At 41.9% G+C, this 26,444-nt stretch carries 21 protein-coding genes; 5 read left to right on the forward strand and 16 right to left on the reverse strand.

The features are described 5' to 3' along the window. Positions 1–177 precede the first annotated feature (177 nt). From A5877_RS00915 to A5877_RS00945, 7 genes are all read right to left on the reverse strand, one after another. Positions 178–1,212, reverse strand: coding sequence for a diacylglycerol kinase (locus tag A5877_RS00915; protein WP_005235735.1), 1,035 nt, complete (start codon positions 1,210–1,212; stop codon positions 178–180). 10 nt (positions 1,213–1,222) lie between these two features. Then, a complete protein-coding gene (gene gatB / locus A5877_RS00920) occupies positions 1,223–2,653 on the reverse strand; it encodes an Asp-tRNA(Asn)/Glu-tRNA(Gln) amidotransferase subunit GatB (RefSeq protein ID WP_005225979.1) in 1,431 nt (476 codons plus the stop codon). Further along, a complete protein-coding gene (gene gatA / locus A5877_RS00925) occupies positions 2,650–4,122 on the reverse strand; it encodes an Asp-tRNA(Asn)/Glu-tRNA(Gln) amidotransferase subunit GatA (RefSeq protein ID WP_005235733.1) in 1,473 nt (490 codons plus the stop codon). The genes gatB and gatA overlap by 4 nt, the downstream gene beginning before the upstream one ends. Beyond that, on the reverse strand, positions 4,122–4,427 hold the full coding sequence (gatC, locus tag A5877_RS00930) for an Asp-tRNA(Asn)/Glu-tRNA(Gln) amidotransferase subunit GatC (RefSeq protein ID WP_005225977.1): 306 nt from the start codon (positions 4,425–4,427) through the stop codon (positions 4,122–4,124). The genes gatA and gatC overlap by 1 nt, the downstream gene beginning before the upstream one ends. Before the next feature lie 236 nt (positions 4,428–4,663). Further along, positions 4,664–6,694: an NAD-dependent DNA ligase LigA gene (ligA, locus tag A5877_RS00935; protein ID WP_086316174.1), complete on the reverse strand. Its 2,031-nt coding sequence runs from the start codon at positions 6,692–6,694 to the stop codon at positions 4,664–4,666. 13 nt (positions 6,695–6,707) lie between these two features. Beyond that, positions 6,708–8,951 (reverse strand): DNA helicase PcrA, encoded by a 2,244-nt coding sequence (gene pcrA, locus A5877_RS00940; RefSeq protein ID WP_086316175.1) that lies wholly within the window; start codon positions 8,949–8,951, stop codon positions 6,708–6,710. A 214-nt stretch (positions 8,952–9,165) separates the two neighbouring features. After that, complete coding sequence (locus A5877_RS00945; protein WP_008380118.1) at positions 9,166–10,632, reverse strand: alpha-amylase; 1,467 nt, start codon at positions 10,630–10,632, stop codon at positions 9,166–9,168. Between the two features lie 205 nt (positions 10,633–10,837). Here A5877_RS00945 and A5877_RS00950 point away from each other — a divergent pair, with 205 nt between their 5' ends. Genes A5877_RS00950 through A5877_RS00960 form a run of 3 tightly spaced genes read left to right on the forward strand, consistent with a single transcriptional unit; the run spans position 10,838 to position 14,445 of the window. Beyond that, positions 10,838–11,593: a DeoR/GlpR family DNA-binding transcription regulator gene (locus A5877_RS00950; protein ID WP_005235726.1), complete on the forward strand. Its 756-nt coding sequence runs from the start codon at positions 10,838–10,840 to the stop codon at positions 11,591–11,593. Continuing rightward, complete coding sequence (pfkB, locus tag A5877_RS00955; RefSeq protein WP_016620054.1) at positions 11,590–12,507, forward strand: 1-phosphofructokinase; 918 nt, start codon at positions 11,590–11,592, stop codon at positions 12,505–12,507. Before A5877_RS00950 ends, pfkB begins: the two co-directional genes overlap by 4 nt. 12 nt (positions 12,508–12,519) lie before the next feature. Then, on the forward strand, positions 12,520–14,445 hold the full coding sequence (locus A5877_RS00960) for a fructose-specific PTS transporter subunit EIIC (RefSeq protein WP_005235722.1): 1,926 nt from the start codon (positions 12,520–12,522) through the stop codon (positions 14,443–14,445). A 42-nt stretch (positions 14,446–14,487) separates the two neighbouring features. On the opposite strand, the gene A5877_RS00965 is transcribed toward A5877_RS00960, so the two are convergent. After that, positions 14,488–15,819, reverse strand: coding sequence for a hypothetical protein (locus A5877_RS00965; RefSeq protein WP_086316176.1), 1,332 nt, complete (start codon positions 15,817–15,819; stop codon positions 14,488–14,490). A 130-nt stretch (positions 15,820–15,949) separates the two neighbouring features. On the opposite strand from A5877_RS00965, the gene A5877_RS00970 reads away from it, so the two are divergent. Next, a complete protein-coding gene (locus tag A5877_RS00970) occupies positions 15,950–16,129 on the forward strand; it encodes an SPJ_0845 family protein (protein WP_008380128.1) in 180 nt (59 codons plus the stop codon). A 111-nt stretch (positions 16,130–16,240) separates the two neighbouring features. Here the strand turns inward: A5877_RS00970 and A5877_RS00975 are convergent, their stop codons facing one another. The 8 genes from A5877_RS00975 to A5877_RS01010 form a co-directional block, all read right to left on the reverse strand. After that, positions 16,241–17,122 (reverse strand): helix-turn-helix transcriptional regulator, encoded by an 882-nt coding sequence (locus A5877_RS00975; protein ID WP_086316177.1) that lies wholly within the window; start codon positions 17,120–17,122, stop codon positions 16,241–16,243. Positions 17,123–17,292: 170 nt separating this feature from the next. Beyond that, on the reverse strand, positions 17,293–17,877 hold the full coding sequence (gene yihA, locus A5877_RS00980) for a ribosome biogenesis GTP-binding protein YihA/YsxC (protein WP_008382206.1): 585 nt from the start codon (positions 17,875–17,877) through the stop codon (positions 17,293–17,295). 70 nt (positions 17,878–17,947) lie between these two features. Then, positions 17,948–19,192 carry an ATP-dependent Clp protease ATP-binding subunit ClpX gene (gene clpX, locus A5877_RS00985; protein WP_005235713.1) on the reverse strand — a complete coding sequence of 415 codons (1,245 nt, stop codon included), beginning with the start codon at positions 19,190–19,192 and terminating at the stop codon, positions 17,948–17,950. A gap of 226 nt (positions 19,193–19,418) precedes the next feature. Beyond that, positions 19,419–20,702, reverse strand: a complete 1,284-nt coding sequence (gene tig, locus A5877_RS00990; protein ID WP_005235710.1) for a trigger factor — start codon at positions 20,700–20,702, stop codon at positions 19,419–19,421. Positions 20,703–20,821: 119 nt separating this feature from the next. Then, positions 20,822–21,769 (reverse strand): hypothetical protein, encoded by a 948-nt coding sequence (locus A5877_RS00995; protein WP_086316178.1) that lies wholly within the window; start codon positions 21,767–21,769, stop codon positions 20,822–20,824. Positions 21,770–21,806: 37 nt separating this feature from the next. Further along, entirely contained in the window at positions 21,807–22,637 is an 831-nt protein-coding gene (locus A5877_RS01000) for an RDD family protein (RefSeq protein ID WP_086316179.1), read from the reverse strand. 2 nt (positions 22,638–22,639) lie between these two features. After that, positions 22,640–23,671: a signal peptide peptidase SppA gene (sppA, locus tag A5877_RS01005; RefSeq protein ID WP_005235703.1), complete on the reverse strand. Its 1,032-nt coding sequence runs from the start codon at positions 23,669–23,671 to the stop codon at positions 22,640–22,642. Positions 23,672–23,703: 32 nt separating this feature from the next. Beyond that, positions 23,704–23,994 (reverse strand): hypothetical protein, encoded by a 291-nt coding sequence (locus tag A5877_RS01010; protein ID WP_005235701.1) that lies wholly within the window; start codon positions 23,992–23,994, stop codon positions 23,704–23,706. Positions 23,995–24,439: 445 nt separating this feature from the next. On the opposite strand from A5877_RS01010, the gene glmS reads away from it, so the two are divergent. Next, on the forward strand, positions 24,440–26,251 hold the full coding sequence (glmS, locus tag A5877_RS01015) for a glutamine--fructose-6-phosphate transaminase (isomerizing) (RefSeq protein ID WP_008382201.1): 1,812 nt from the start codon (positions 24,440–24,442) through the stop codon (positions 26,249–26,251). The last annotated feature ends 193 nt before the right edge of the window (positions 26,252–26,444 follow it).

Consider the following 26,444-nt stretch of genomic DNA (forward strand, 5'->3'; position numbering starts at 1 on the left):
AACAAACGTCCGATGTGGAACATAACGCAAAAAACGTCCTTTACTAAAATTTAAGAAAAGCTGTTCTATCAACTTTTCTTAAAAATATTCCTGTTACTTTTTCCACAATTTATTTTTTAAAAAAAGAACAGGTCCAAAAGTCCCTGTTCTTTCACTTTGCATGAAAAGAAAAATCGTTTACCTTGTTTCGTCGCCGATCTTGCCATCTCCATTGATGTCCTCATCGGAAAGACGTTCGACTTCTTTAATAAAACCTTCGCTCATCTCTTGATAGTTCTGCTCACCAACGACCGCATCATCAGGAATTTGATCGACATTCGCAAAAAACTCAATATGATTGTGTAGATTTTCAAAGCGCATAGGAGCATCTCCGCCGTATTCACCATCAAGGTTGATCATTAATCGATTGACCTGCTCTGGCGCGTCTACTTCAAGAAAAGATGTTTTCGTATAAATCAGACGACGATCGTTGATGTGCTTGCCACCATTCATCATTAAAGCAACTAAGTGGACAATCTCAAAAATATTGGCCGTTTTGACAATGATCAACGAAAATTTCCCATCGTCAAGCTTTGCATCAGGCGCAATCTGTTCAAAGCCTCCCACTGAATTCGTCAGCCCTAAAAAGAACATCGACGCTCCGCCAATGTATTCTCCGTCTTCATACTTTAGATGCATTTTGATCGGTTTGACACGAGGGAGTAATTCCGCTCCTTTTGCTAGATAAGCTAAGTAGCCAAAAACACTTTTCAACTCAGAAGGAACATCATAGGTCAGTTCTGTTAAGTGTCCGCCAGCAGCGATGTTGATAAAATACGTGTTAGGTGTTTTTCCAACATCCATCTTCACCGTTTGCTGCTTCAAAATCACTTCCGCAGCTGCTTTGATATCGGTCCGAGGAATCTTTAGTGCACGTGCGTAGTCATTGGTGGTTCCTCCAGGAATGATCGCCATTTTTGGTCGCTTTTCTAAAGGAGCGATCCCATTGACGACTTCATTGATCGTGCCATCACCACCGGCAGCTACCACCAAATCAAAACCAGCTTCGCCAGCTCTTCTTGCTTCATCACGGGCGGAAAATGGTGCAGCGGTCGTGGCAAACGCACTCGCCTCATAACCGCCTCTTTCCAAAACATCTAAAATATCTGCTAAATTTTTTCGAATCAATTCTTTCCCAGATGTCGGGTTATAGATTACTCTTGCTCTTTTCATCGCTTGCCTCTTATCGCTTTGCTAGTTCTTCTTGCAACAGCTTGTTCACAACGCCTGGATTCGCTTGTCCTTTGGTTGCTTTCATGATTTGACCAACTAAGAAACCAACTGCGCGGTCTTTTCCGTTTTTGAAGTCATCGACGGATTGTTGGTTGTTATCTAATACTTCATTGATCATTGGTAGTAATTGCGCAGGATCTGATAATTGGATCAATCCTTTGGCTTTTACGACTTCTTCAGCGTCGCCGCCGTTTGTGATCAATTCTTTGAAGACTTTTTTCGCAATCTTCGAACTGATGGTGCCATCGGCGATCAAACGAATCATTCCCGCTAAATTGTCTGGGGTTAATTTTGTTTCTGGCAGTTCCAATTTTTCACTGTTCAGATACGCTGAAACTTCCCCCATCAACCAGTTAGAAGCTTGTTTGGGATCAGCACCGGCATCAATGGTTTTTTCAAAGAAATCGGACATTTCTTTTGATAAAGTCAAGACCATTGCATCGTATTCTGGTAAGCCCAATTCAGAGATGTAACGGGCACGACGTTTTTGCGGCATTTCTGGCAAGCTTTGACGTACCCGTTCGATCCATTCATCATCGATCACAAATCGTGGGATATCTGGTTCTGGGAAGTAACGATAATCAGAAGAACCTTCTTTGACACGCATCAATAAAGTTTTGCTGGTTGCTTCATCAAAACGACGAGTTTCTTGTTGGATCTCGCCTCCAGAAAGCAATACTTTGGCTTGGCGTTTTTCTTCAAATGCTAAACCTTTTTTCACGAAGGACATAGAGTTTAAGTTTTTCAATTCTGTTTTTGTTCCGAATTGTTCTTGGCCGTAAGGTCGCAACGAAATATTGGCGTCGCAACGCATGGAACCTTCTTCCATCTTCACATCAGATACTTCTGTAAACAAGATGATTGAGCGCAATGCTTCTAGATACGCATATGCTTCTTCTGGTGAACGCATATCTGCTTCGGAAACGATCTCGATCAAAGGGGTTCCTTGACGATTTAGATCAACATAAGAATAACCGCCTTTGCCGTGCATGTTTTTCCCGGCATCTTCTTCCAAATGAACTCGCTCAATGCGGATTTTTTTCTTTTTACCTTCCACTTCGATTTCAATCCACCCATCATGACCTATCGGTTGATCGAATTGTGAAATTTGATAGGCTTTTGGATTATCAGGATAGAAATAGTTTTTGCGGTCGAAATGTGTTTCTTTTGAGATTTCACAATTCAACGCAAGCGCAGCTTTCATCCCAAATTCGATAGCCGCTTTGTTCATTACTGGTAAAACACCTGGATAGCCCCAGTCGATCACATTCGTGTTGCTATTTGGTTCAGCGCCAAAGTGAGCAGGTGCTGGAGAAAAAATCTTTGATTCTGTTTTTAATTCTACGTGGACTTCAAGCCCAATGACTGTTTCGAAGTTCATGCCTTATCCCCTCCTAAAATCACTGGTTTTTTCGTGTGGAAATCAGTTGCTTGTTCAAAGGCATAAGCCGCTTTATACATGGTTGCTTCATCAAAATGTTTCCCAATGATCTGCAAGCCGACAGGCAGTCCTTCAGAAAAACCTGCTGGAATCGACATCCCTGGCAGTCCTGCTAAGTTCACAGGAATGGTTAAAATATCATTCAAGTACATAGTGATCGGATCATTGATATTTTCTCCAATACCAAATGCTACCGTTGGGGAAGCTGGGCCAATGATCAAGTCGTATTGGCTGAAGACCTTATCGAAATCTTGTTTGATCAACGTTCGTACTTGACCGGCTTTTTTGAAGTAGGCATCGTAGTAGCCAGCACTTAGTGAAAACGTACCTAACATGATCCGACGTTTTACTTCTTCCCCGAATCCTTCACTGCGCGAATTAACATAGACATCTTCTAAATTGCTGACATTTTCTGAACGGAAACCGTAACGGATGCCGTCAAAACGTTGCAAATTAGAACTTGCTTCTGAAGAAGCGATGATATAGTAAACAGCTACCCCATACTTTGAATGTGGCAAGCTGACTTCTTCCACGGTCGCTCCTAACGCACGGAAAGTGTCTGCAGCTTTTAAGATCGCTTCTCGGACGCCCGCTTGAATTCCTTCGCCTAAGTATTCTTTTGGCAAAGCAACTTTCATGCCTTTGATATCACCAGTCAGACCTGCTGTAAAATCAGGAACAGCTGCCCCGGCTGACGTACTATCTTTTGCATCAAACCCACTGATGGCATTTAATGCGATGGCATTGTCTTTCACACCACGGGTCATTGGACCAATTTGATCTAACGAAGATGCAAACGCGATCAAACCAAAACGAGAAACCCGTCCGTATGTTGGCTTCAACCCGACGATTCCATTGAAAGCTGCTGGTTGGCGAATCGAACCACCCGTATCGCTACCTAATGATAAGGGGATTTGTCCCGCTGCAACGGCAGCCGCCGAGCCACCTGATGAACCACCAGGTACTTTTGTCTCGTCCCAAGCGTTTTTTGTTTTCTTAAAGAACGACGTTTCCGTACTCGCCCCCATCGCAAATTCATCCATGTTTAACTTACCTACTGGAATCATGTCTGCTTGGTAAACTTTGTCCATGACGGTTGCATCGTAGATTGGGTCAAAGTTGCCTAAAATTTTAGAAGCAGCTGTTGTGCGTAGATCTTTGGTAACAATGTTATCTTTGATCCCAATGGGAATCCCTGCCAACACATTGCTTTCAGTGATACCTTTTTGATCGATAGCTTGCGCTAACGCATGGGCTTTTTCTTCGTTCAATGCAAGAAACGCATCAACTTTTGGCTCTGTTTCTTTAATGCGAGCAAAGGTTTCGCTCGTTAGATCTGTCGCAGTGATTTCTTTTGATACTAATAAGCTATGCAATTCTTCTAAGCTTTTATTATATAGTTCAGTCATTAGGCACCCGCCTCCCCATTGTCAATGATTGCAGGCACTTTAATAAAGCCTTCTTCAGATTCTGGAACATTTTTCATTAATTCATCACGGTCCCAGCCACCGGTCGTTACATCTTCACGCATCACATTGATCGTTTCTGCGACATTCGATGTGAATGGTACTCCTGTGGTGTCCACTTCTTCAAGTGTTTCAACCATATCAATAATTTTTCCTAGCTGAGAGGTAAACTCATGTAATTCATCGTCTGAGAATGAAAGTTTTGCTAGTTTGGCAACGTGTTTGACTTGTTCTTCGCTGATCGCCATAAAATCCTCCTCTTTCTCGTATCCGTAATCTACGTTTACGTTTTTCCAATGTATTGTATCATTTTTTTAACAAATCATGAAATAGAATTTGAAAATTATCAAATATAATTGCAAATAAATCAAATATAATTGCAAATAAAAGCAGAAATCATTTCTTTCCTCGTATTGCAGGGAAGAAATGATTTCAATTAGACAAGAAGAAACAACTGCTTCTCGTCTGTGACAATACTTAACAGTTATTGTTCTGCCGAATGACTGCCTTCGATCGCAGCCACCATTTGAGCTTCATCCCAAACGGTAACGCCTAGGGACTGGGCTTTGGTCAGTTTACTGCCAGCCTCTTCCCCGGCAACAACGATATCAGTCTTTTTCGACACACTTCCGGTGACTTTTCCACCAAGGTTTTCGATTCTTTCTTTGGCTTCTTCGCGGGTGAAATGACTCAATTTCCCTGTCAAAACGACTGTTTTCTCTTTAAATGGCGACTCCACTTCTTCCAATTGATCCGTTCTCAGCCCTAGATAAGCAAAGTTAACACCCGCTTTTTCAAGTTCATCTAAAAGGTCGTGAACTTCTTGATTGTCAAAATACGTAACGACACTTTCTGCAATTGTAGCACCAATGGTTTCCAACGAAATGATCTCTTCTTCTTTGGCTTTGCTAAGGGTCCGAAGGTCACCAAAATGTTCCGCTAAAATCCGAGCCGCTTTGGCACCAACATGACGGATGCCTAGCCCGAAAATCAAGCGCTCAACTGAATTTTCTTTGCTTTGATGGATGGCACACAAAAGGTTATTAGCTGATTTCTCTTTGATTTTATCGAGGGTCAGCAATTGTTCTTCTGTTAAAAAGTACAAGTCGGCCACATCTTTGACTAAGGATTTATCGAACATTTGCTCTAAAACACGTGGCCCTAAACCATCAATATTCATAGCATTTCGGGAAACAAAGTGGCTTAAGCCCTCTTTAATCTGCGCTGGACACTTCGGATTGATACAACGCAAGGCAACTTCTTCATCTAAATGGATCAGCTCACTCCCACATTCGGGACAATGTGTAGGCGCTTCAAAGGGTTCACTTGTTTCCGTGCGTTTTTCTTCCAAGACTTTCGCAACCTCTGGAATAATGTCCCCCGCCTTATAGATGATGACCGAATCGCCAATGCGAATGTCTTTCATTTTAATGAAATCTACATTATGGAGACTAGCACGGCTGACCGTCGTTCCAGCAACACGAACAGGAGTCATAACAGCGGTCGGTGTCACAACACCCGTCCGTCCCACGGTCCATTCGATCGTTTCGATCACTGTTTCCGCTTCTTCCGGTGGAAACTTATATGCCGCCGCCCATCGGGGTGCTTTTACGGTAAAGCCTAACGCATCTTGATCTTTAAAATTATTGACTTTGATGACTACGCCGTCAATCTCATACGGGAGCTCACTGCGCTTGTCATGAAACTCTTCGATATATGCCCACACTTCATCGATGGTGTGACACACTCTGCGTTCGTGATTTGTACGAAAGCCTAATTGATCCAGTTCATTCAATGCTGAAAATTGATCATTAGCTTCAATTGGACCAAAGTCAGCTAGTGTGTATAAAAAGGTGCTCAAGTTTCTTTGGGCTGCGATCCGAGTGTCTAATTGACGTAAGCTTCCAGCAGCTGCGTTTCTCGGATTGGCAAAAACCTCCACCCCTTCTTCTTCTCGCTGTTGATTCAATTTCAAAAACGAAGCCTTTGGCATATAGCATTCGCCACGAACTTCCAACGAGATCGGTTCTTTTAATTTCAGTGGGATCGATTTGACAGTCTTTAGGTTTTCTGTAATGTTTTCACCTACCGTACCATCTCCTCGAGTCGCTCCCCGAACAAAGCGCCCTTCTTCATATTTCAAGGAAATTGACAATCCATCGATCTTTAACTCGCAGACATAATCTACCGCTTTCCCCAATGCTTTTTGAACACGAGCATCAAAAGCCACGATTCCTTCTTTGTCAAAGACATCGTTCAGGCTATAAAGTGGGATATCATGGGTGACTTTTTCAAAGCCAGGTAAAATGATGCCGCCTACTCGTTGGGTGGGCGAGTCTTCGGTTATTAGCTGCGGATAATTGGTTTCAATTTCAACCAGTTCTGCATACAGCTGATCATAGAGATAATCTTCAACAGAAGGTTGATCTTTTACATAGTATTCGTACGCGTACTGATTTAATTGCGTACGCAGCTCTTCTGCTCGTGATTGGATTTCTTTTGAAGGGACATCCATCCTAATATCCTCCTTATTTTTCAACTTTTTCAATCGGCGCAAAGGCCGCCAACAATCGTTTGACGCCTTGTTGTGGGAACGCCACATCTAATTCGATGTCTTGCGCGCTGCCAGTCGTCCGAACGACCGTACCGATTCCCCATTTTTTATGTTGAACTTTCTCGCCTACTTGCCATGTATTACCAGCTGCAGAGGTCTGTTGCTTAGAAGCGACGGTCGTTTGACGCGGCTGTGTATAGCTCGGTTTAAAGACTTTTGGTTGAAACGGTGCAGCAGCTTTCGGTTGTGAACGCTCGCCTAATGATTGCAGCAGATCTTGTTCAATCTCCTCGATAAACCGTGACGGACGATTGTATTGGGTACGACCGTATAATGTTCTGGAAAAAGCGTTGGTCATAAAGAGCTCTTCCTCAGCACGAGTGATTCCCACATAAGCAAGGCGCCGTTCTTCTTCGAGTTCGCTTTCTTCCATTAAAGCCCGAGAAAGCGGGAAGATATTTTCTTCCAAACCAATCAAGAATACCACTGGAAACTCCAGTCCTTTTGCAGCATGCAAGGTCATCAACGTCACTTGACTACTTTCTTCTTCATAACTATCGACGTCTGACAATAAAGCTAAGTCATTTAAGAAAACACTCAACTTCTCATCTGGTGCATCTGCATCGTCTTCGTTTTGCGCCTCAAATCGTTTATCGAATTCTTGGGTAACCGATAAAAATTCTTCCAGGTTTTCAAGTCTAGCTTGTGCTTCTAAATTATTCTGGTTGACTAACTCTTGACGATAACCCGTCTTTTCTAATATTTCTTTCGTCAGTTCAGTTACTGAGAGGTAAGGAACCATTTGGGCGAAGCCATCCATCATCATCCCAAAGCTTCCTAATTCTTTGCCGGCCTTTCCAGAAATATTCGCCAACTCGACGTTCATGGCTGCTTCTAGCAATGACCACTCATGAAGATTCGCAAAATCTCGTAGTTTTTCGACGGATGTCGCACCGATCCCACGTTTTGGTACATTGATGATTCGTTCCAAGCTGATGGAATCACGAGGATTGGCGATCGCCGATAAATAAGCCAAAATATCACGGATTTCTTTGCGGTCATAGAACTTTCTGCCGCCGACCATCGTATAAGGAACGTTGGCTTTTAAAAGCATTTCTTCAATGATCCGTGACTGGGCGTTGGTCCGATACAAAATCGCAAAATCACCGAATTTACGGTTCTTTTCTGCAATTTGTTTCTGCATTTCACTGACGATAAATCGCGCCTCATCTCGTTCACTATCCCCGCGATAATAAGTGATTTTTTCCCCATCACGATTTTCTGTCCACAGATTTTTGTCTGGGCGGTTGCGGTTATTTTTGATTACTTGGTTTGCCGCATTTAAAATCGTTTGCGTTGAACGATAGTTTTGCTCTAACAAAATCGTCGCGGCATCCGGATAGTCTTTTTCAAAGTCTAAAATATTTTGCATGTTGGCACCACGCCAACCGTAAATACTTTGGTCCGCATCCCCAACAACACAAAGATTTCGAAAACGAGCGGCCATTAAATTGACCAGCGTGTATTGGGCGTGGTTGGTATCTTGGTATTCATCGACATGGATATAGTGGAATTTCCGTTGGTAAAATTGCAGCGCATCTTCATTGTCTTGGAAGAGGCGGATCGTATTCATGATTAAATCATCGAAGTCCATGCATTGATTATTACGCAGCTCTTTTTGATATTTTTCATAACAACGACCTACGATTTGCTCAAAGAGACTACCTTCCATGGCTTGGTAAGCTTCAGGTGTCAACAGCTCATTCTTTGCATGAGAGATCGTTCCCAAAATAGAACGAGGATCATATTTTTTGGGATCGATATTCAATTCTTTTAATACTCGTTTCATCAGCGTATTTTGCTCAGAAGAATCAATGATAGTAAAATTCTTCGAATACCCGATTCGATCAACATCCCTGCGCAAAATTCTGACACACATCGAGTGGAAGGTTGAAACCCAAACGTCTTCACCACCCGATCCTAATAGTTGACTGACCCGTTCTTTCATTTCACGTGCCGCTTTATTCGTAAATGTGATGGCTAAAATATTCCATGGATTTACATTTTTTTCTTCTATTAAATAGGCGATTCGGTGGGTTAGGACACGGGTCTTCCCGCTTCCTGCACCTGCCATCAGCAGCAACGGTCCTTCCGTATGCATAACGGCTTCTTTTTGCCGTGGGTTCATGCGTTCAAGTAATTCACTTTTGGATGACATGATTTTAAACATCCTTTCTTTCTCAATCTTCTCAATTATAGCATTATCCGGGAAAGGGGAAAACCGAACGCTTTGAAAACTTTTAATTAAAAGCGCTTTGATTTTAGTACTCACGATGCCATCAGTTTTGAAAGAAAAAAGTCAGTCTATTGTTTGTTTACATAATAAAAAGGCTGTAAACTTACAGCCTTTTTATTATGTCTATTGCAAGAGATCAGCTAAAGTATTTCTCTACTAGCTTTTCATTCACATAGATTGACACTTGGCCATCATTTACCGGGAAAAGTCCTTTTCCGGTATCATCTAAGACAACTTTCGCTTCATTATTTCTCAATATATCTACGAATGTCTCTCCACCATGGATCGCGCTGATGGTCATTTCTTTTTCCGCACCTTGAGCATTGGTCATCACGACCGCCAATCCAGAAAGTTCGTGTTCATAATCCCCCGTTAATACCCAACCAATACAATTAGAATCATCAAAATAGTCCACTTGATTCCCAAATGCAAGCTTCTCTCGAAGTTTTAACATATGGATCAAAGCATCACCAACAGGAGCGATTTCTTGCGCTGGGATTCCGAATAAGTCACCCCAGAAAACAACCGGTACACCCGCTTTTCGTAAAAGGATCAATGAATAAGCATGGACTTTAAACCAACCGTCTATCCAAGATTGTAAACTTTGACCAACCTGTGTATCATGATTGTCCACAAAAGTCACGGCATAATCTTCGCGCGCGGCAGTCAGTGTACCGGCAAAAATTTGACTCATATCATATTCGCCATTTGAGTGAGATGCTTCATATAAATTATAGTGCAAAGGCACATCGAATAAATAAATCAGATTTCCTGAAGAATCTAAATACTCTTCTAATTTTGGCAGATCCCCTGACCAATATTCTCCGACAACAAATAGTGGTTTGCCTTTTTCTTCCCGACGATTCAAGATCCAATCTGCGTAATAGTTGAACTCAATGTGTTTCACCGCATCTAAGCGATAGCCATCAACACCAGTCAGCTCTTGGTACCATTGCCCCCATTTATTGAGCTGTTCCACCGTTTCAGGATTTTCCATGTCCAGATCACAACCCATTAAGTAGTCATAATTGCCCATCTCATCATCCACTTGGCTTTCCCAGCCCTTATCAGCGAAGTTAAAAATCCCGTGGTCTTTGTTACGGTCATCATAATCAACACCAGAAAAATTATGCCACGTCCAAACGTAATCATTGTACGTCCCTTGACGTCCTGGGAATGTGAACTTGGTCCAGGCTTCGATTTCTTCCTCATCACTGATCGGTTCATTACGGTTTTCGGTATTGTATTTAACCGCTGGAACGACTTCTTTTTCATCGGCACCAATCAAGTGATTGAAAACGATGTCGGCATAAACCTCTATTCCTTGTTCTTGCAGTGCTTTGATGGCTTCTAAGTATTCATCCTTTGTCCCATATTTTGTTGGCACCGACCCCTTTTGATCGAATTCGCCTAGATCATAATAATCATAGACACCATATCCAACGTCTTCGGACCCAGCTGTCCCTTTATAGGCAGGCGGCAGCCAAATTGCGGTAAATCCATACTCTTTGATTTCTTTACTCATTTCTTTCAATTTGTTCCAGTGTTGGCTATCTGCCGGCAGGTCCCATTCGAACCCTTGTAAAATGACTTTGTTATTCATTTATTTATCCCCCCTTAATTCAATTAAGCCAAATAATAGTAAAAATTGTCAAATATAAGGACAGCAATCTCAGGAAAATGAAGGTTAGCATGACCGTTTGTGACCGATTTCTATTATTCACGCTTTCATTTTGAATGTTTTTTACTGTTTATGATTGATTTTGAATGAATCATATGTTACTATGGCAGGTGAAGAGGTGATGTAAATGCTTACAGAGGAGCGGCATCAAGCGATTTTGGCACGATTAGAGCAAGAGGAGATCGTCAAAGTCAGTGAACTGATCCAACTGCTGGATGCTTCAGAATCAACGATCCGCAGAGATCTCCAAGAACTGGAAGATAAAGGGTTTCTAGTTAGAATTCACGGCGGGGCCAAAAAAAGCCAGCAATTAGGTTTTGAACCCAACATGTCTGAAAAAAAAGCGAAATTTCAAACAGAAAAACAAAAAATTGCTCGCGCAGCCGCACAAACGATCAAAAATGGTGAAGTCATTTATCTAGACGCAGGAACAACGACCCTTGAAATGATTCCTTTCTTATCGTCCATCACAGCGCTGAAAGTTGTCACGAACTCCGTCAAGCACGCTTCCCTACTGATTGATCACGGGATCGACACCATGATTTTAGGGGGAACCATTAAGATAGCTACGAACGCTGTTTTAGGAATCAATGCCGGTGAACAGTTGCGTAAATTGCGCTTTAACCGCTGTTTTATGGGCATGAACGGTGCTCATTCGGAAGCTGGTTTCACCACACCCGATCCTGAAGAAGCCCTGATCAAGCAGATTGCACTAGAGCACAGTCAACAAGCCTATGTCTTGCTAGACCATTCCAAGTTTCAGCAAACAACTTTTGCTCAAGTTGCTTTTATTGAAGGTGCAACGATCATCACCGATTATTGCCCAAAAAACTATTTAGCGAAATTCAGAGCAAAAACAACCATTATGGAGGTAATACAATGATTTACACAGTAACACTCAATCCATCGATCGACTTTATCGTCCACGTCGATCATTTGGAGATCGGTACCCTTAATCGAATGAAACAAGACTTTAAACTACCTGGTGGCAAAGGAATCAATGTCTCACGGATTTTGAAGCGAATTGGCATCTCCTCGACTACCCTTGGTTTTGTTGGCGGATTTACTGGTCGTTTTATTGAAGAGTGGCTGACCAAAGAGGAAATCAACAGCAATTTTACGCAAGTCGCTGCCGATACCCGGATCAATATCAAATTAAAATCCGGCGAAGAAACAGAAATCAACGGCCTTGGTCCAGTCATTCAAGAGCAAGAAATCGCTGAATTGAAACACCAATTAGCCGCTCTTTCTGCCGAAGACATCGTCATCCTATCAGGAAGTAAACCAGCTGGTCTTCCAGCCGACTTTTATAAAGAATTGATCAAAATCGTTAAAGAAGCTGGTGCAGAATTTGTCATTGATACGACTGGTGCGGAACTATTTGATGCCTTATCCGATCAGCCTTTGCTGATCAAACCAAATAATCATGAATTAGCGGAACTTTATGAGACTTCTTTTTCAACGATCGAAGATATCTTGCCTTATGGCCAAAGAATGCTAAAGGATGGCGCTAAAAATGTCATCGTCTCTCTAGGTGGTGATGGTGCCCTGCTCTTTACTGGCAATGAGATCTATCGCTCCAATGTGTTGAAACGACCTTTGAAAAATTCAGTTGGCGCTGGAGATTCCATGATTGCTGGATTCATTGGGCGTTACGCAAAGACCAAAGATGTGGTTGAAGCATTCAAATGGGGGGTCGCTTGTGGCAGTGCCACTGCGTTCTCAGATGATTTAGCTGAGGCGTCATTTATCGAAGAATTACTACCGGAAGTCATTATTAAACAAGTGAATCTATAGGAGGATGGAAAAATGAAAATCAATGAGTTGATGCTGAAAGATGCCATGATCATGGACTTGCAAGCAACAGACAAAAAAGGTGCCATTGATGAAATGGTAGCAAAATTATATGCTGTCGGACGGATTTCAGATGTCGAAATCTACAAAGAAGGAATTCTTGCCCGAGAAGCCCAAACCTCAACAGGGTTAGGTGACGGCATCGCAATGCCCCATGCCAAAAACAGTGCAGTCAAAGAAGCGACGGTTTTATTCGCAAAGAGTAATGCGGGTGTCGACTATGAGGCGTTAGATGGACAACCAACGTACCTCTTCTTTATGATCGCAGCACCAGAAGGAGCAAATGATACTCATTTACAAGCGTTAGCAGCTCTATCTCGCTTATTGATCGATCCAGATTTCGTTGCTAAACTAAAAACAGCGACAACTGCTGATCAAGTACAACAACTTTTCTCAGAAGCTGAGGCACAGCAAGAAGCCGATGCTTTAGCAGAAGAAGCGGCAAACCAAGAAGCAGCACCTGCTAGCGAACGTCCCTATATCGTCGCAGTTACAGCTTGCCCGACAGGGATCGCCCACACCTACATGGCAGAAGATGCTTTGAAAAAGAAAGCCAAAGAACTTGGTGTTGACATCAAAGTCGAAACAAATGGTTCAGAAGGAATCAAAAATCGTTTAACAGAAGCTGATATCGCCCGAGCTGCTGGTGTGATCGTAGCTGCCGATAAAAAAGTTGAAATGGATCGCTTTGACGGCAAACATTTAGTAAACCGTCCTGTGAGCGATGGTATCCGTAAAACCGAGCAATTAATCAATGAAGCATTGAGCGGAACTGCTCCTGTTTTTCACGGTAGTGGCCAAGCTTCTGATAAAGAGGACGCTTCTGCTGATGGTTCAGTCGGTCAACGAATCTATAAAGATTTGATGAATGGTGTTTCTCACATGTTACCATTTGTTATTGCCGGTGGAATCATGATCGCTATTTCCTTCATGGTGGACCAGTTCATGGGTGTCCCTCAAGATGCCTTGAGTCAATTAGGAAACTACAACCAAGCCGCTTCTTGGTTCAATCAAATCGGTAGCGCGGCATTTGGTTTTATGTTACCTGTCTTAGCTGGTTTCATCGCTTCAAGTATCAGTGACCGACCTGGATTGATCGTCGGTTTCGCAGCAGGTGCCCTAGCAAATACGGGTGGTGCTGGATTCTTAGGAGCATTGATTGGCGGTTTCTTAGCTGGTTATGTCATCAAGTTCTTGCGTTCATTATTCAAAGGTTTACCAAAATCATTAGAAGGAATCAAAACGATCCTTTTCTACCCTGTTTTCGGCCTATTGATCACTGGCTTCTTGATGTTACTGATCAACGTGCCAATGAAAGCCATCAATGACGGTTTGAATAGCTTCTTGACTGGTTTAAGTGGTACCAACGCCGCTTTACTTGGTGCTTTGTTAGCAGCAATGATGGCAGCCGATCTAGGTGGCCCAATCAACAAAGCCGCTTATGTTTTCGGTACTGCAACATTGGCAACGACCGTTGCTGAAGGTGGTAGCGTCGTGATGGCATCTGTAATGGCGGGCGGAATGGTTCCTCCATTGGCAATCTTTGTCGCAACGTTATTGTTTAAAAATAAATTCACCAAAGACCAAAAAGAAGCTGGTTTAACAAACATCGTCATGGGGCTATCCTTCGTCACAGAAGGTGCGATCCCATTTGCAGCAGCAGATCCATTGCGGGCGATCCCAAGCTTTATCGTTGGTTCTGCACTGACTGGTGCGCTTGTCGGTGCCTTTGATATCCAATTAATGGCACCACATGGTGGGATCTTCGTTGTTCTATTATTATCTAAACCAATTTTGTTCTTGCTATTCATCTTAATCGGTGCGATCGTTTCTGGCGTTGTATTCGGTTTGTTGAAAAAAGCGCCTGAACAAGCTGCCTAATTGAAAAGACCCGCAAGATCCTCGTGATCTTGCGGGTCTTTTTCATTCTTGATTGGTAAAGAGCTGCTGTTCGACTAGCTTTTGGGTATTCATAAAATACACTCGTAGTTTTTTCCCATCCTTCTTTAGGTTAACCCACGTATATTTGCGCGTGCGGTGCAAATAGCCAAAATGAACATCCGGCATCGCTGCTTTCAATCCGTCTATCGGCAGCTCCTTCAAGGCTGTTTCTGGTAAATAAAATTGTAAGCAAGCTGTATAGTCTTTAAAGCGATCCTCTGAGTAATCAATTTCGAGGTGATTCCGAATATAAAAGGCATATGCCTCAATTCCATCATCTATAGTCAATTCCGGTTTTAATACAATATAATCCATCATGCGCAACCGGTCTTGGTCGATCCAAGGAAAATACGCTTGTGCATTCAAGTAACCTTTCACCCGTCGCTCCTGGTACTCTTCGTTCACCAAATCGAAGCTTCGAGTGACGAAATGTGTCGCGTTACGCTTAGTCGTCGGCTGCAGCCGATCATTTTGGTACTGGATGGTTTGGATCAATTGGTCGCCAAAGGCGTACTCAATATATGGTTCCCTCAAAATACCGACGCCATTATCCCATGTCAATTGATCGATCCCAGTTTGATCGCGAAACAAACGCTGGTATGAAAGATTCAACTCGTGATCCCACTGAAACGGATCGCGATACAATTCCACCATCACGATTCCCTGATCTCTAACTTGGACCTGCTCGACTTGTTGCGCATCCGTAATGATCACCTGAGGAATAATACGGGCATAGAATACCGAAAAGTACATTCGCCAACAAGAGGTCAGTGTGTAGCCATTGTAAAAAACATCGTACCCAGCAAATTGATTGCAATCAATAACGATCTCTTGTTCAAAATTTTTCCGCTTCGGTAACGCGTTGATTTCAGCAATCGATTGAAAATTTTGTCTTTTCTCGATTCGCTCGACGTTATGCATCAGGTACTCATCATATGAACGCAAATAGCCAAACAATCCATCTCTTTGCATCGTTTCATCGAAGTAACTTAAAATCACTGTTTTCTGTGTGGAAAATACGTCTTTCGTAAACAGGTGCCGTTGTAAAACAGCCTCTTGAATGATATGGATACTGGACTCATTTTGGCCGTCCGTCACAATCAATTCAGTATTGATTTCTTCAGGGGCGCTATGCAGCAGTTGACTGACCTCATCAAAATCATAAGATTTCTTTTCTTGCTGATTGTAATAGTATTCCGTCGGCTGATAGCTAAGACGAACCAAAGCGAACCAATTTTCAATCAACAAACGTAACTGTGATGCTTCCATTTGTGTCGATTGTAGAAAGCCGTAAATTTTTTCAGTTTTGATCATCGCTATCCCTCTTTTCTATCCCCTTTCTTTAATTATAGTAAAGGGAGAAACGATTGAACACTATTTCGCTTTTTTTTGGTGAAATCTACGACCGTTCGTGGTAAACTAAAGGCGCTTGGAGGTGAACCTTATGGGCTTAAAATTCCAACGAGAAGACTCGCTAGATAAAATGTTTGATGATTTTGCCTTTCTTCCCGATAACGACAAAGACAATAAAAAGCAGGAAAAGGACATTGAGCGTTTCTTAAAAAACGAACCTGATGATGAAAAAGAGCAAAAAAAAGCAAATAATATAAAAAAAGCAGACTAACAAAAAAGGCACAGGACTGTGAGGTCCTTGCCTTTTTTACCTTTTAAGCTAAGAAATGAGCGACCAAATCAACTTATCTGGGAGAATTAGAATCTGATCCTCCTTCTCACATTACAACTCTTCATATAAAACACTTTGCCGTAAGCGAATCAAGCCGATAATCACCAGACAAAGAATGAAAACGACGCCTGCTAGGATCGTGACCACAAAGCCAGCTACCACGATTGGGGATTGAGTAAAGCGAATCATTGGTTCAAAAAAAGTGGTTTTGATCAAATCCGGGATGTCTGTCGCTAGCAGTTGCTGAATCGCATGATTGAAATCCTTTGCCGTTGCACTCGATGGCAAAACAGCCATAAAACTCCCTACACCATAATTTGCAACTCCAATCCATGCAACAGCAACATTTCCTAATGCAAGTAATCCGATACCAACATTTCCAACAACAACCGATCCAACGGCGATATTTCCTATACCAACGAGCAAGGCAAAACAGAAATGACCAAAAGCGAACGCGCCGATGCTGATGGTCCCGATTGCCAACGCGCCAAAGGACATAACACCGATCGATAGCAGTCCCAAACTGATAAGCCCCATAGCAATGACCCCTTTGGCTTTAACGCCAAGACAGAACCAGCCAGACGCAGTGGGTACCTCTTTCATCAGAACAAAAAACTCTCGAACGCTCGTCACTTGATTCAGTAATAAGAATAAATTGGGAATCAAAATGTGCATTAACGGAAGCCGTAGAACCCTCCGTTCACTTTTGTATTCATAATAGTAGGTTTCTTTCTTTTCTTTTAATAGCTCTTCCACTGGAGTGCCTAATATATCGGCGAGACGAACCAATGTCTCGATGTCTGGCAACCCATTTCCTCGTTCCCATTTTGAAATGGCCTTATCAGAAACAAATAACCTCGCAGCTAATTCCTTCTGGGTTAAGTTATGTCTTGATCGATACTCTTTTAATTTTTTACTTAATGTTTCATGCATTCGACCACACCTCCTTGTTACAAGTTTAACAAATATTAAGGAGATTTTCGCTAAAATTGGGCAAATTTGGCACTCTACGCTCCGTAGAATAGCCTAAATCCCCAATTTTTACTTTTAAAAAGCAAAAAAACGAAGGGAGCGACTTGCTCGCTTCGTTTCTTTATTCAAAATTATTTGATTGCTGCTTCGATGGCTTTCCATGCTTCTTCTTTTCCTTGTTTGGTAATGGAAGAAAAAAGAATGAACGTATCAGCTGGATCAAAGGACAACGCTTTTTTGATCATACTTTCATGCTTATTCCATTTCCCACGAGGGATTTTGTCTGCTTTGGTGGCAACAACGATCACAGGGATCTCATAATACTTTAAAAATTCATACATTTGAACATCTTCTTGGGAAGGTGCATGGCGCAAATCTACCAAAGATACTACTGCTCGCAGCTGCTCTCTTTGTTCGAGGTACGTTTCAATCATTTTTCCCCATTTTGCTCGCTCGGTTTTTGATACTTTTGCATAGCCATAGCCAGGGACATCGACAAAATGCAGCGTATTTTCAATCAAATAAAAATTCAATGTTTGGGTTTTCCCCGGTTTTGACGAGGTTCGGGCTAAGTTTTTACGGTTAATCAATGTATTGATAAAGGAAGATTTACCGACATTGGAGCGCCCTGCTAAGGCAATCTCCGGTAAGGGTGTATCTGGGTATTGTGCTGGTGAAACAGCACTAATGACGATCTCAGCTTCATGTACTTTCATTGGATCGCTCCTTTTCATTTTTTTCAAAAAGAAAGCCGGATAGCAATGAAACTATCCGACTTGGTCTCGATTAGACTGCTTTTTTTGTCTCTTCATTGTAAATGATTTTTGGTTCGCCAAGTCCTTTCGCAGCTTCTTCCGTAATAGTGACTTTTTGAATCGACTCATCAGAAGGAACATTGAACATGACTTCCATCATGATATTTTCGATGATCGAACGTAATCCACGAGCACCGGTGTTTCGCTCAATTGCTTGCGCAGCAATCGCACGTAAAGCCTCTGGCTCAAATTCGAGTTCTGTGTCATCTAATGCCATCAATTTTTGATATTGTTTGACAAGGGCATTTTTTGGTTCAGTCAAAATATGCACTAAATCATCTACCGTCAATTTCTCTAAAGCAGCCATCACTGGCAAACGGCCGATAAATTCAGGGATCAAACCGAATTTAAGCAAGTCTTCAGGAATGATCTGTTGCATCACGCTCTCGCCTTCTTCAAGACGTTTGTTGTTTGTACCAAACCCAATGGTTTTTTCACCTAAGCGGTTTTTAACAATTGTTTCGATCCCGTCAAACGCCCCACCAACGATAAAGAGAATATTGGTCGTATCGATTTGGATCATCTCTTGATGCGGATGTTTCCGTCCCCCTTGAGGCGGCACACTAGCAGTGGTTCCTTCTAGGATTTTCAGCAAAGCTTGCTGAACACCTTCACCGGAGACATCACGAGTAATCGATACATTTTCACTCTTACGGGCGATTTTATCGATCTCATCAATATAGATAATCCCTTTTTCAGCCATTTCTACATTATAATCAGCAGCTTGTAAAAGCTTCAAAAGAATATTTTCCACATCTTCACCGACATAGCCGGCTTCTGTTAAACTGGTTGCATCAGCGATTGCAAAAGGCACATTCAGTGAACGTGCTAGCGTTTGTGCCAAAAATGTTTTACCTGAACCTGTTGGCCCGATCAAGCAAATATTGCTTTTCTGTAACTCCACATCTTCAGCTGTCGTTTCTACATTGACCCGTTTATAGTGATTATAAACCGCTACAGCCAATGTTCGTTTGGCACGATCTTGTCCAATCACATATTCATTGAGGACATTCAATAGTTCTTGCGGTTTCGGCACTTCGGTAAACTCCCGAACTGCTTCTTCGTAAAACTCTTCATCAATGATTTCTTTGCACAAATCAATGCACTCATTACAGATATAGACCCCAGGCCCTGCAACGATCTTTTTCACCTCTTCTTGCGTTTTTCCGCAAAAAGAACAACGAACAGCTTCATTACCGTTTGTATTATCGTACATACTGTTCACCCCTTGAAAATTTTCCAACCTATTTAAAGGAGTGGAATTTGGTTTACTAACTTTGCAGTCTTAAACAATCATATCATAACTTTTTTGAAAGAAAAAGTCATTTTTACTTTGCCTAACGTTTTCTTATCATTTGTTAGTAATTCCGAAATATCCCCTATTTACTCCCATGAAAAAACGGCCAACACCACTAGATGTTCGCCGTTTTTAAGAGTTTTGACTACGCTTCTTTTGCAGTGCCTGTTACAAGTTCAACTGCTTTTTTCATTGTAATATCGTGTTTCAACATGTCTTCTGTTAAGACGCGTTTGATTTGATCCACTGGCATATTGTAAGCTTCAGAAAGTTCTTTGATTTCTTTTTCGATATCTTCTTCTGTTGCTTCCAAACCTTCTTCTTTAGCGATTGCTTCAATGACAAGGTTTGTTTTCACGCGTGTTTCTGCTTCGCCTTCAAATTGTGTGTGAAGATCTGCTTCAGTTGAACCAGTTAATTGATAATACATTTCAGGTGAGATTCCTTGACGTTGCATATTGTTCAAGAACTCATCCATTGAACGGTGTACTTCATCATGTACCATTGAATGTGGTAATTCAACGATTTCTGCGTTTTCAACTGCTTGACGGATCGCAGCTTCATCTTTTGCATCTTCTGCTGCTTTTTCTTTTGTTTCAGTCAATTCAGCACGATATTTTTCTTTTAATTCCGCTAATGATTCAACGCTGTCATCAACGTCTTTTGCGAATTCATCATCTAATTCAGGAAGTTCTTTTGCTTTTACTTCGTGAACCGTTACTTTGAAGACTGCTTCTTTACCAGCTAAATCTTCTGCTTGATAATCTTCTGGGAAAGTCACGGTAACGTCTTTGCTATCGCCAGCTTTTGTTCCTACTAATTGTTCTTCAAAACCAGGGATGAATGAGTTTGAGCCAAGTTCAAGTGAGTAGTTTTCACCTTTGCCGCCTTCAAATGTTTCTTCTCCTAAGAAGCCTTCAAAGTCGATAACGACTGTGTCGCCATTTTCAGCTGCTTCGTCTTCTTTGATAACTAATTCAGCTTGTGCTTCTTGTTCGCGTTTGATGCGTGCATCAACGTCTTCTTCTGTTACTTCACGGTCTTGTTTTTCAACAGTTAAATCTTTGTAATCACCAAGTTTTACTTCAGGTTTTACAGTAACTTCTGCTTTGATTACCCAGTCTTGACCTTTTTCCATGCTGTCAACGTCGATTTTTGGTTGCGAAACAGGATCGATCCCTGCTTCTTTTACAGCAGCTTCATAAGCTTCTGGAAGAACAGCGTTCAATGCATCTTCATACAACGCTTCTTCGCCGTACATACGGTTAAATACTTGGCGTGAAACTTTCCCTTTACGGAAGCCAGGTACGTTAAGATTGCCTTTCACTTTATTGAATGCAGTCGTCAAGCCTTTTTGGATTTCCGCTTGAGCGATCGTAAATGTCAAAACACCATCATTGGTGCCTGTTTTTTCCCATTTTGCAGTCATTTATTTCCCTCCGAATATTAATTGATTTACATATGAAATAGCTTCATGCATACCTTTAAATAGTACACTAACGTTGTTTAATTGTAAACATTTTACCATGAAAGTTGCGAATTTTTCTTTCAGCGAATGCTCAAACGTAGGATATTACGCAAGTGTCGTTTGCGTTCTTCTATTTCATTGTCTGCTTTTGGCTGTTCTTTTTCTTCAAATAACCCGCGATAATCTTCAATGTAGCTTGCCACCCATGCGCTTGCCTCTTCTTTTGCCGGTAAAAACGGGTAACTTATCGCTAAATGATCATCGATTTCTGCTGAGACACTTTCCGCTAAAATCGGGTCCTCTTGGGCGATCGTTTCTTCGATCGCTTTATGGATCGCTTTAACAGCGTCATCCTCCTGTAAAAGTTTCAATTCTTTCGGAACGATTTGCTGCATATTCCCAAGGTAATCGATTAGGTCAAAAGGTTCGTCCACTTCAAGACGCACGAGCTCATCCACTAATTTAGGTAGCAAATACGGATTTTTGATGGAAGCCAACGTGTCATGCATCAGCGAGATAAATTGTGATTTGGTAATTGCTTGGGTAAAAACGTGCCACTCTGTTGCACTCACCGGTTGATTGGCTTCATCTAATGCGCGTAAATGCTTGCGTTTCCCATGAAAATCTTCCAATCCTAAAATTTGTTGTACTTCTTCTACTTTAGCTAGTTCACTAGCCAACTGTTCCTGATAGCGTTTTGGAATTTTTGTTTTCTGACCTAATGTAAGCCAGCGCCGAGTTTTTAAGTATTGACCATCCAAGATCAGCAGATGACCAATTTGTAAAAAACCATCAGTTTGTTTCAAATAATCATCTAGATAGTCTTCCGCAAGATCTAACGCTTTGGCAAAATCATTCAGCTGTTGCAAGCATTCCACGAGCCATTGATTGATCTCAAAACTGGCGTTTTTTTGATAAAGTTCATTGTACAAACGAAAAGCCTGCAAAAACTCTTTTGACTGGTAGGCTTTTTCTGCCGCCAGACGAAGCCGCTCATTTGGTCCCGGGAAATCAATCGTCTCACCCATTCACGACCCCTCCTTTACTAATTGCTTGATCTGCTAGTTAGTTTTGTGCACCAATCATTACGTGATTGGCATCCACCTGTTTATTAAAGGCCTTGATCAAATTGATGGTTATCACACTTGTTTCTGCAAAATAATCCGCAGCCTGCTGCTTATTTTTATTAAAGACGATTGGTAAATAACCGAGATAAAAGAAAACATTGAATTGCAGCACATAGCGCCCGCAAAGTTCGCGGATCAAGACCGTTTGCCAACTGAGTTCTTCTTCTACAAAAGAAATAACGCGGATGCCAAAGAGCATTTTCCCAATTGTTTGGCCATGATTCAGCTTCGTCATCAGAACAAAATAGCCCAGATAGATCGCTAAGGCACAGACGTTGTAAAGTCCAAACCGCTGGTTAGTTGCCGTTAGATTCGCTAGATTATAGATACTGCCGATCGCTATTTGCGTGATTGCCCGGATCACTAGAAGATCCACTAAAAAAGCAAACAGACGTATCCAAAAACCGGCAAAAAAGTAGCTAGGAAAGTCATTAAAGAACCGTTTGTCTTCGGTCTGTTTTTCAGGTTCTTCAAAATGCTGCCACGCTTTTTGTCTTTCTTCGATTTCACTTTGGTTATACTCTTCTTCTTGAAAAGACGTCAAGACTTGTTGATAAAAATCATCGGGATGGTTTACTTGTGCGTTCTTCATCGCTTTGCTGGCGTTTACTGGTTCGGCTGTTTCTGAAACCTGCGCTTCAGTTCGTACATCCGTATGACCAGTTGACGGTGTGGAGGTTTCGCGCTGTTCCCTTTGATCGATTGATGTACTTGTGTGATTGTCATCCGTTGACGATGCGGCAGCGGAATACTTGTTTTTCTCTGTCATAGTTATTCACCTCCATAGTAATAAAGAGGTTTAGGGGCATCGCTTGTTCCTAGGCTTTCCATCAATTGGATCACTCGTTCTGTATTTGATTCTTTTAGTCCTTGCAGTTCGGCTAAACTTGAACCTAACCAAGTAGAAGCAAATCCAGTAGATGAAACGTCATAGCTGAAAATCTCTGCATCTTCCAAGCCTAGATCTGCTTGCATTGCTGCTAATGTATCTTCAGGAAAACCGATTTCATCCACTAAGCCAACAGACACTGCTTGCTGACCATCATAGATGCGGCCATCAGCGATCTTTCTAACGGCTTCTTCTGTCATGCCGCGTCCTTCAGCCACAATTTTAACGAACCGACCATAAGCATTGTCGACATAGGTCTGCAAGACTTCTTTATCGGCTTCTGTTGGCTCTCTCGTTGCTGAACCTACATCTTTTAGTGCACCACTTTTATACGTATTGTCTTCGATCCCTAGCTTTTCGAATAAGCCGGCATAGTTGAGCCCCGACATGATCACTCCGATCGAACCGGTAATCGTTTCATCCGTTGCGAAAATTTTATCAGCACCTGCCGAAATATAATAACCGCCACTGGCTGCCATGTTTTTCATACTGACATACATCGGAATCCCTAACTCTTTGATTTTTGCTAATTCACGAGCAATCTCGGCACTTTCATAGACGCCGCCTCCTGGGGTATTGACTTCCATCAAGATGCCCCCAATAGTTGGATCTTCTTGGATCATCCGTAGTTCTTCTAAAAATCGCTGATGATCATAAGATTCTGTTGTGAATAAGCCGCCACTGGAGCTGCTGGCGATCGTTCCTTCTAAAGATAAGCGAACAATGCGATTGTCTTGATCTCCGGCAACTAACGTTGTCTCTTCGATCGCATTACTTCCGTAGAACAAAGCATTTAAACCTTGCAGCGTTTGAGTTTCCTCTTGCTCTGGACGATTTGTGATTACTGAAAAAACCCCCGAGCAGATAAATAACCCTGCTGCGATCGCCGCTGCGATCCATCTTCTTTTATTCATTTTCCCACCTAACTTTTCACCTTTCCCATAATTTAGTATAGATTTTTGATGACGATCACTGCTTCTTCGTCTCCAACCGCATCAAATTTCTCGCTTTTTTCAGCTAAAACGTAGCCGCCAAAAAATTCCTTTGTTAGTTCATCCTGGACTTTGAATGTTTGCGCGGTTTCCACGGTGACTGATCCGGGTAAAATTTCTTGCAAGCTGTCCCAGCCCGTATCCAACATGACCTTTGTTTCATCTGTGACATTAGGATCTTTTTCTATCGCAGCTACTATTTTCTTTAGCTCTGAAAAAGTCATACAATTTACAAATTCTGGCATTTCATTCCCTCACTTTCTTACTTTTTTATTGTAGCGAACTTAAAAAAAAAAGCATAGCTTTATGAGGAAATTTCTTGGGAATCTTATTCGACAAAGCTATGTCAGCTATTTTGATTCCCTATAGACTGGTTCAAATCAACCTTACCAATAACTATACCAATTATTTTCATATAACTTACAGTTGACAGAAACAGGAATAAATATTATGATATTGCTTGTATTTCTATAAAATATTTCACAAGGAGGATAGATAGACCAATATGGATAGCGCCTGATCTGGAAACAGATGACGAGGAAAGAGTTTATCGAAACATTCGGCGGATGACTCTAGGGACTGCACTCTACAGGCAAGAACAAATCTCATCGTAAGATGATGACAAAGACTTGCTGCGCAGATAGAAATACATAATGCCAAACTAAATTTTTTGAAAGTAGGATTATCATTATGTGTGGAATTGTAGGAATCGTAGGAAAATCAAATGCAGAACGAATTATTTTAAACGGATTGGAACGCTTAGAGTATCGGGGCTATGACTCAGCAGGCCTTTATGTCGCTGATCGGACTTCGGATCATTTAGTGAAAGCCCAAGGAAGAATCAAAAACTTGGAAGAAAAAGTGACTTCTGAAGTAACAGGAACGATCGGTATCGGACATACCCGTTGGGCGACCCATGGCAAGCCATCAGAAATGAATGCTCATCCTCACACTTCGGCAAACCAAGCACTCGTTTTGGTTCATAATGGTGTGATCGAAAACTTTGAAGAGCTTCATCAAGAATATTTAAGCAACCACCAGTTTGAAGGTCAAACAGATACCGAAATCGTTGTTCATTTGATTGAAGTGTTGAAAGAGCAAGACAACAGCACGACCAAAGCGGCCTTTAAAAAAGCTTTGTCCTTGATTCGCGGCTCTTATGCCTTTGCTTTAGTAGAAAAAAAAGATCCAGAAACCATTTATGTTGCTAAAAATAAAAGTCCCTTATTGATCGGTTTGGGAGATGGATTTAATGTCATTTGCAGCGATGCCTTAGCAATGCTCGATCAAACGACTCATTTTGTTGAGATCGAAGATGGCGAAATGGTGACCGTAACAGCCGATGCGATCGAAATCGAAGATCCAAAAGGAAACCTTGTGTACCGTGAATCTTATGAAGCACAACTAGATCTGACTGACATCGAAAAAGGAACGTACCCTTACTACATGTTAAAAGAAATCGATGATCAACCAACCGTGATGCGCCGCTTGATCCAAGAATATCAAGGAGAATCCGGTGAAGTAGTAATCGATCCAGCGTTAAAAAACGAACTTTTAGCGAGCGATCGAATCTACATCATCGCATGTGGTACCAGTAATCATGCTGGTTGGGCAGCAAAATCCATTCTAGAAAAGCTAACACAGATCCCTGTTGAGGTTCACTTATCTAGTGAGTTTGGCTACAACATGCCATTGTTGTCAGCAAAACCCTTCTTCTTGTTCTTATCACAAAGTGGTGAAACGGCAGATAGCCGTCAAGTATTAGTGACGATCAACCAGTTAGGTCTTCCTAGTCTGACGATTACCAATGTTGCTGGTTCTACTCTTTCTCGAGAAGCGAACCATACCTTATTGCTTCATGCTGGTCCAGAAATCGCCGTTGCCTCTACAAAAGCATATACCGGACAGATCGCTGTCATGACCTTATTAGCAAAAGCCATTGGTGATGAAAAAGCTGTCCCTGAAGCATTGGATTTTGACGTGTTCCATGAACTAAGCATCGTTGCTTCTGCAATGGAGGCTTTAGTGGATGAAAAAGCTGTTATCAGTCAATTTGCTGAAGATTTTCTTTCCGAAACCCGTAATGCATTTTACATTGGTCGTGGGAATGATTACTATGTATCAATGGAAGCGGCATTGAAATTAAAAGAAATTTCTTATATCCAAGCGGAAGGCTTTGCGGCTGGTGAATTAAAACACGGCACCATCGCGTTGATCGAAGAAGGTACACCAGTGATCGGTGTGATCACGGAAGAAGTGACTGGCTCTCATACGCGAGGCAATTTGAAAGAAGTCGAATCTCGTGGGGCTCACACCCTTGTGATCGTTAGTCAAGAGTTAGCAAAAGCGACTGATCAAATCATTTTGCCAAATGTTCATCCATTGGTAACCAGCTTAGTGGCAGTCGTTCCAACACAGCTGCTGGCTTACTTCGCCACTTTACAACGCGGATTCGATGTTGATAAACCAAGAAACTTAGCAAAATCCGTTACCGTTGAATAGTTTTTAAAAAAACTGAAACCGAATTGGTTATCTTCTGTTTAATAAAAAGAACTCCTCGTTCGATGACTCGATCGTTCATAGGGGTTCTTTTTTCTTGTTTTATGCACAACAAATCCGAAAAGACTTTTAAAAGCAACTATACTTCGCAAGGCTTGCCCACGGCGTGTTCCCTTTTAAGCGTTGTCGACAAATT

It is taken from the genome of Enterococcus sp. 3C7_DIV0644, from assembly GCF_002141235.1.
Classification (GTDB): Bacteria; Bacillota; Bacilli; order Lactobacillales; family Enterococcaceae; genus Enterococcus_D; species Enterococcus_D entomosocium.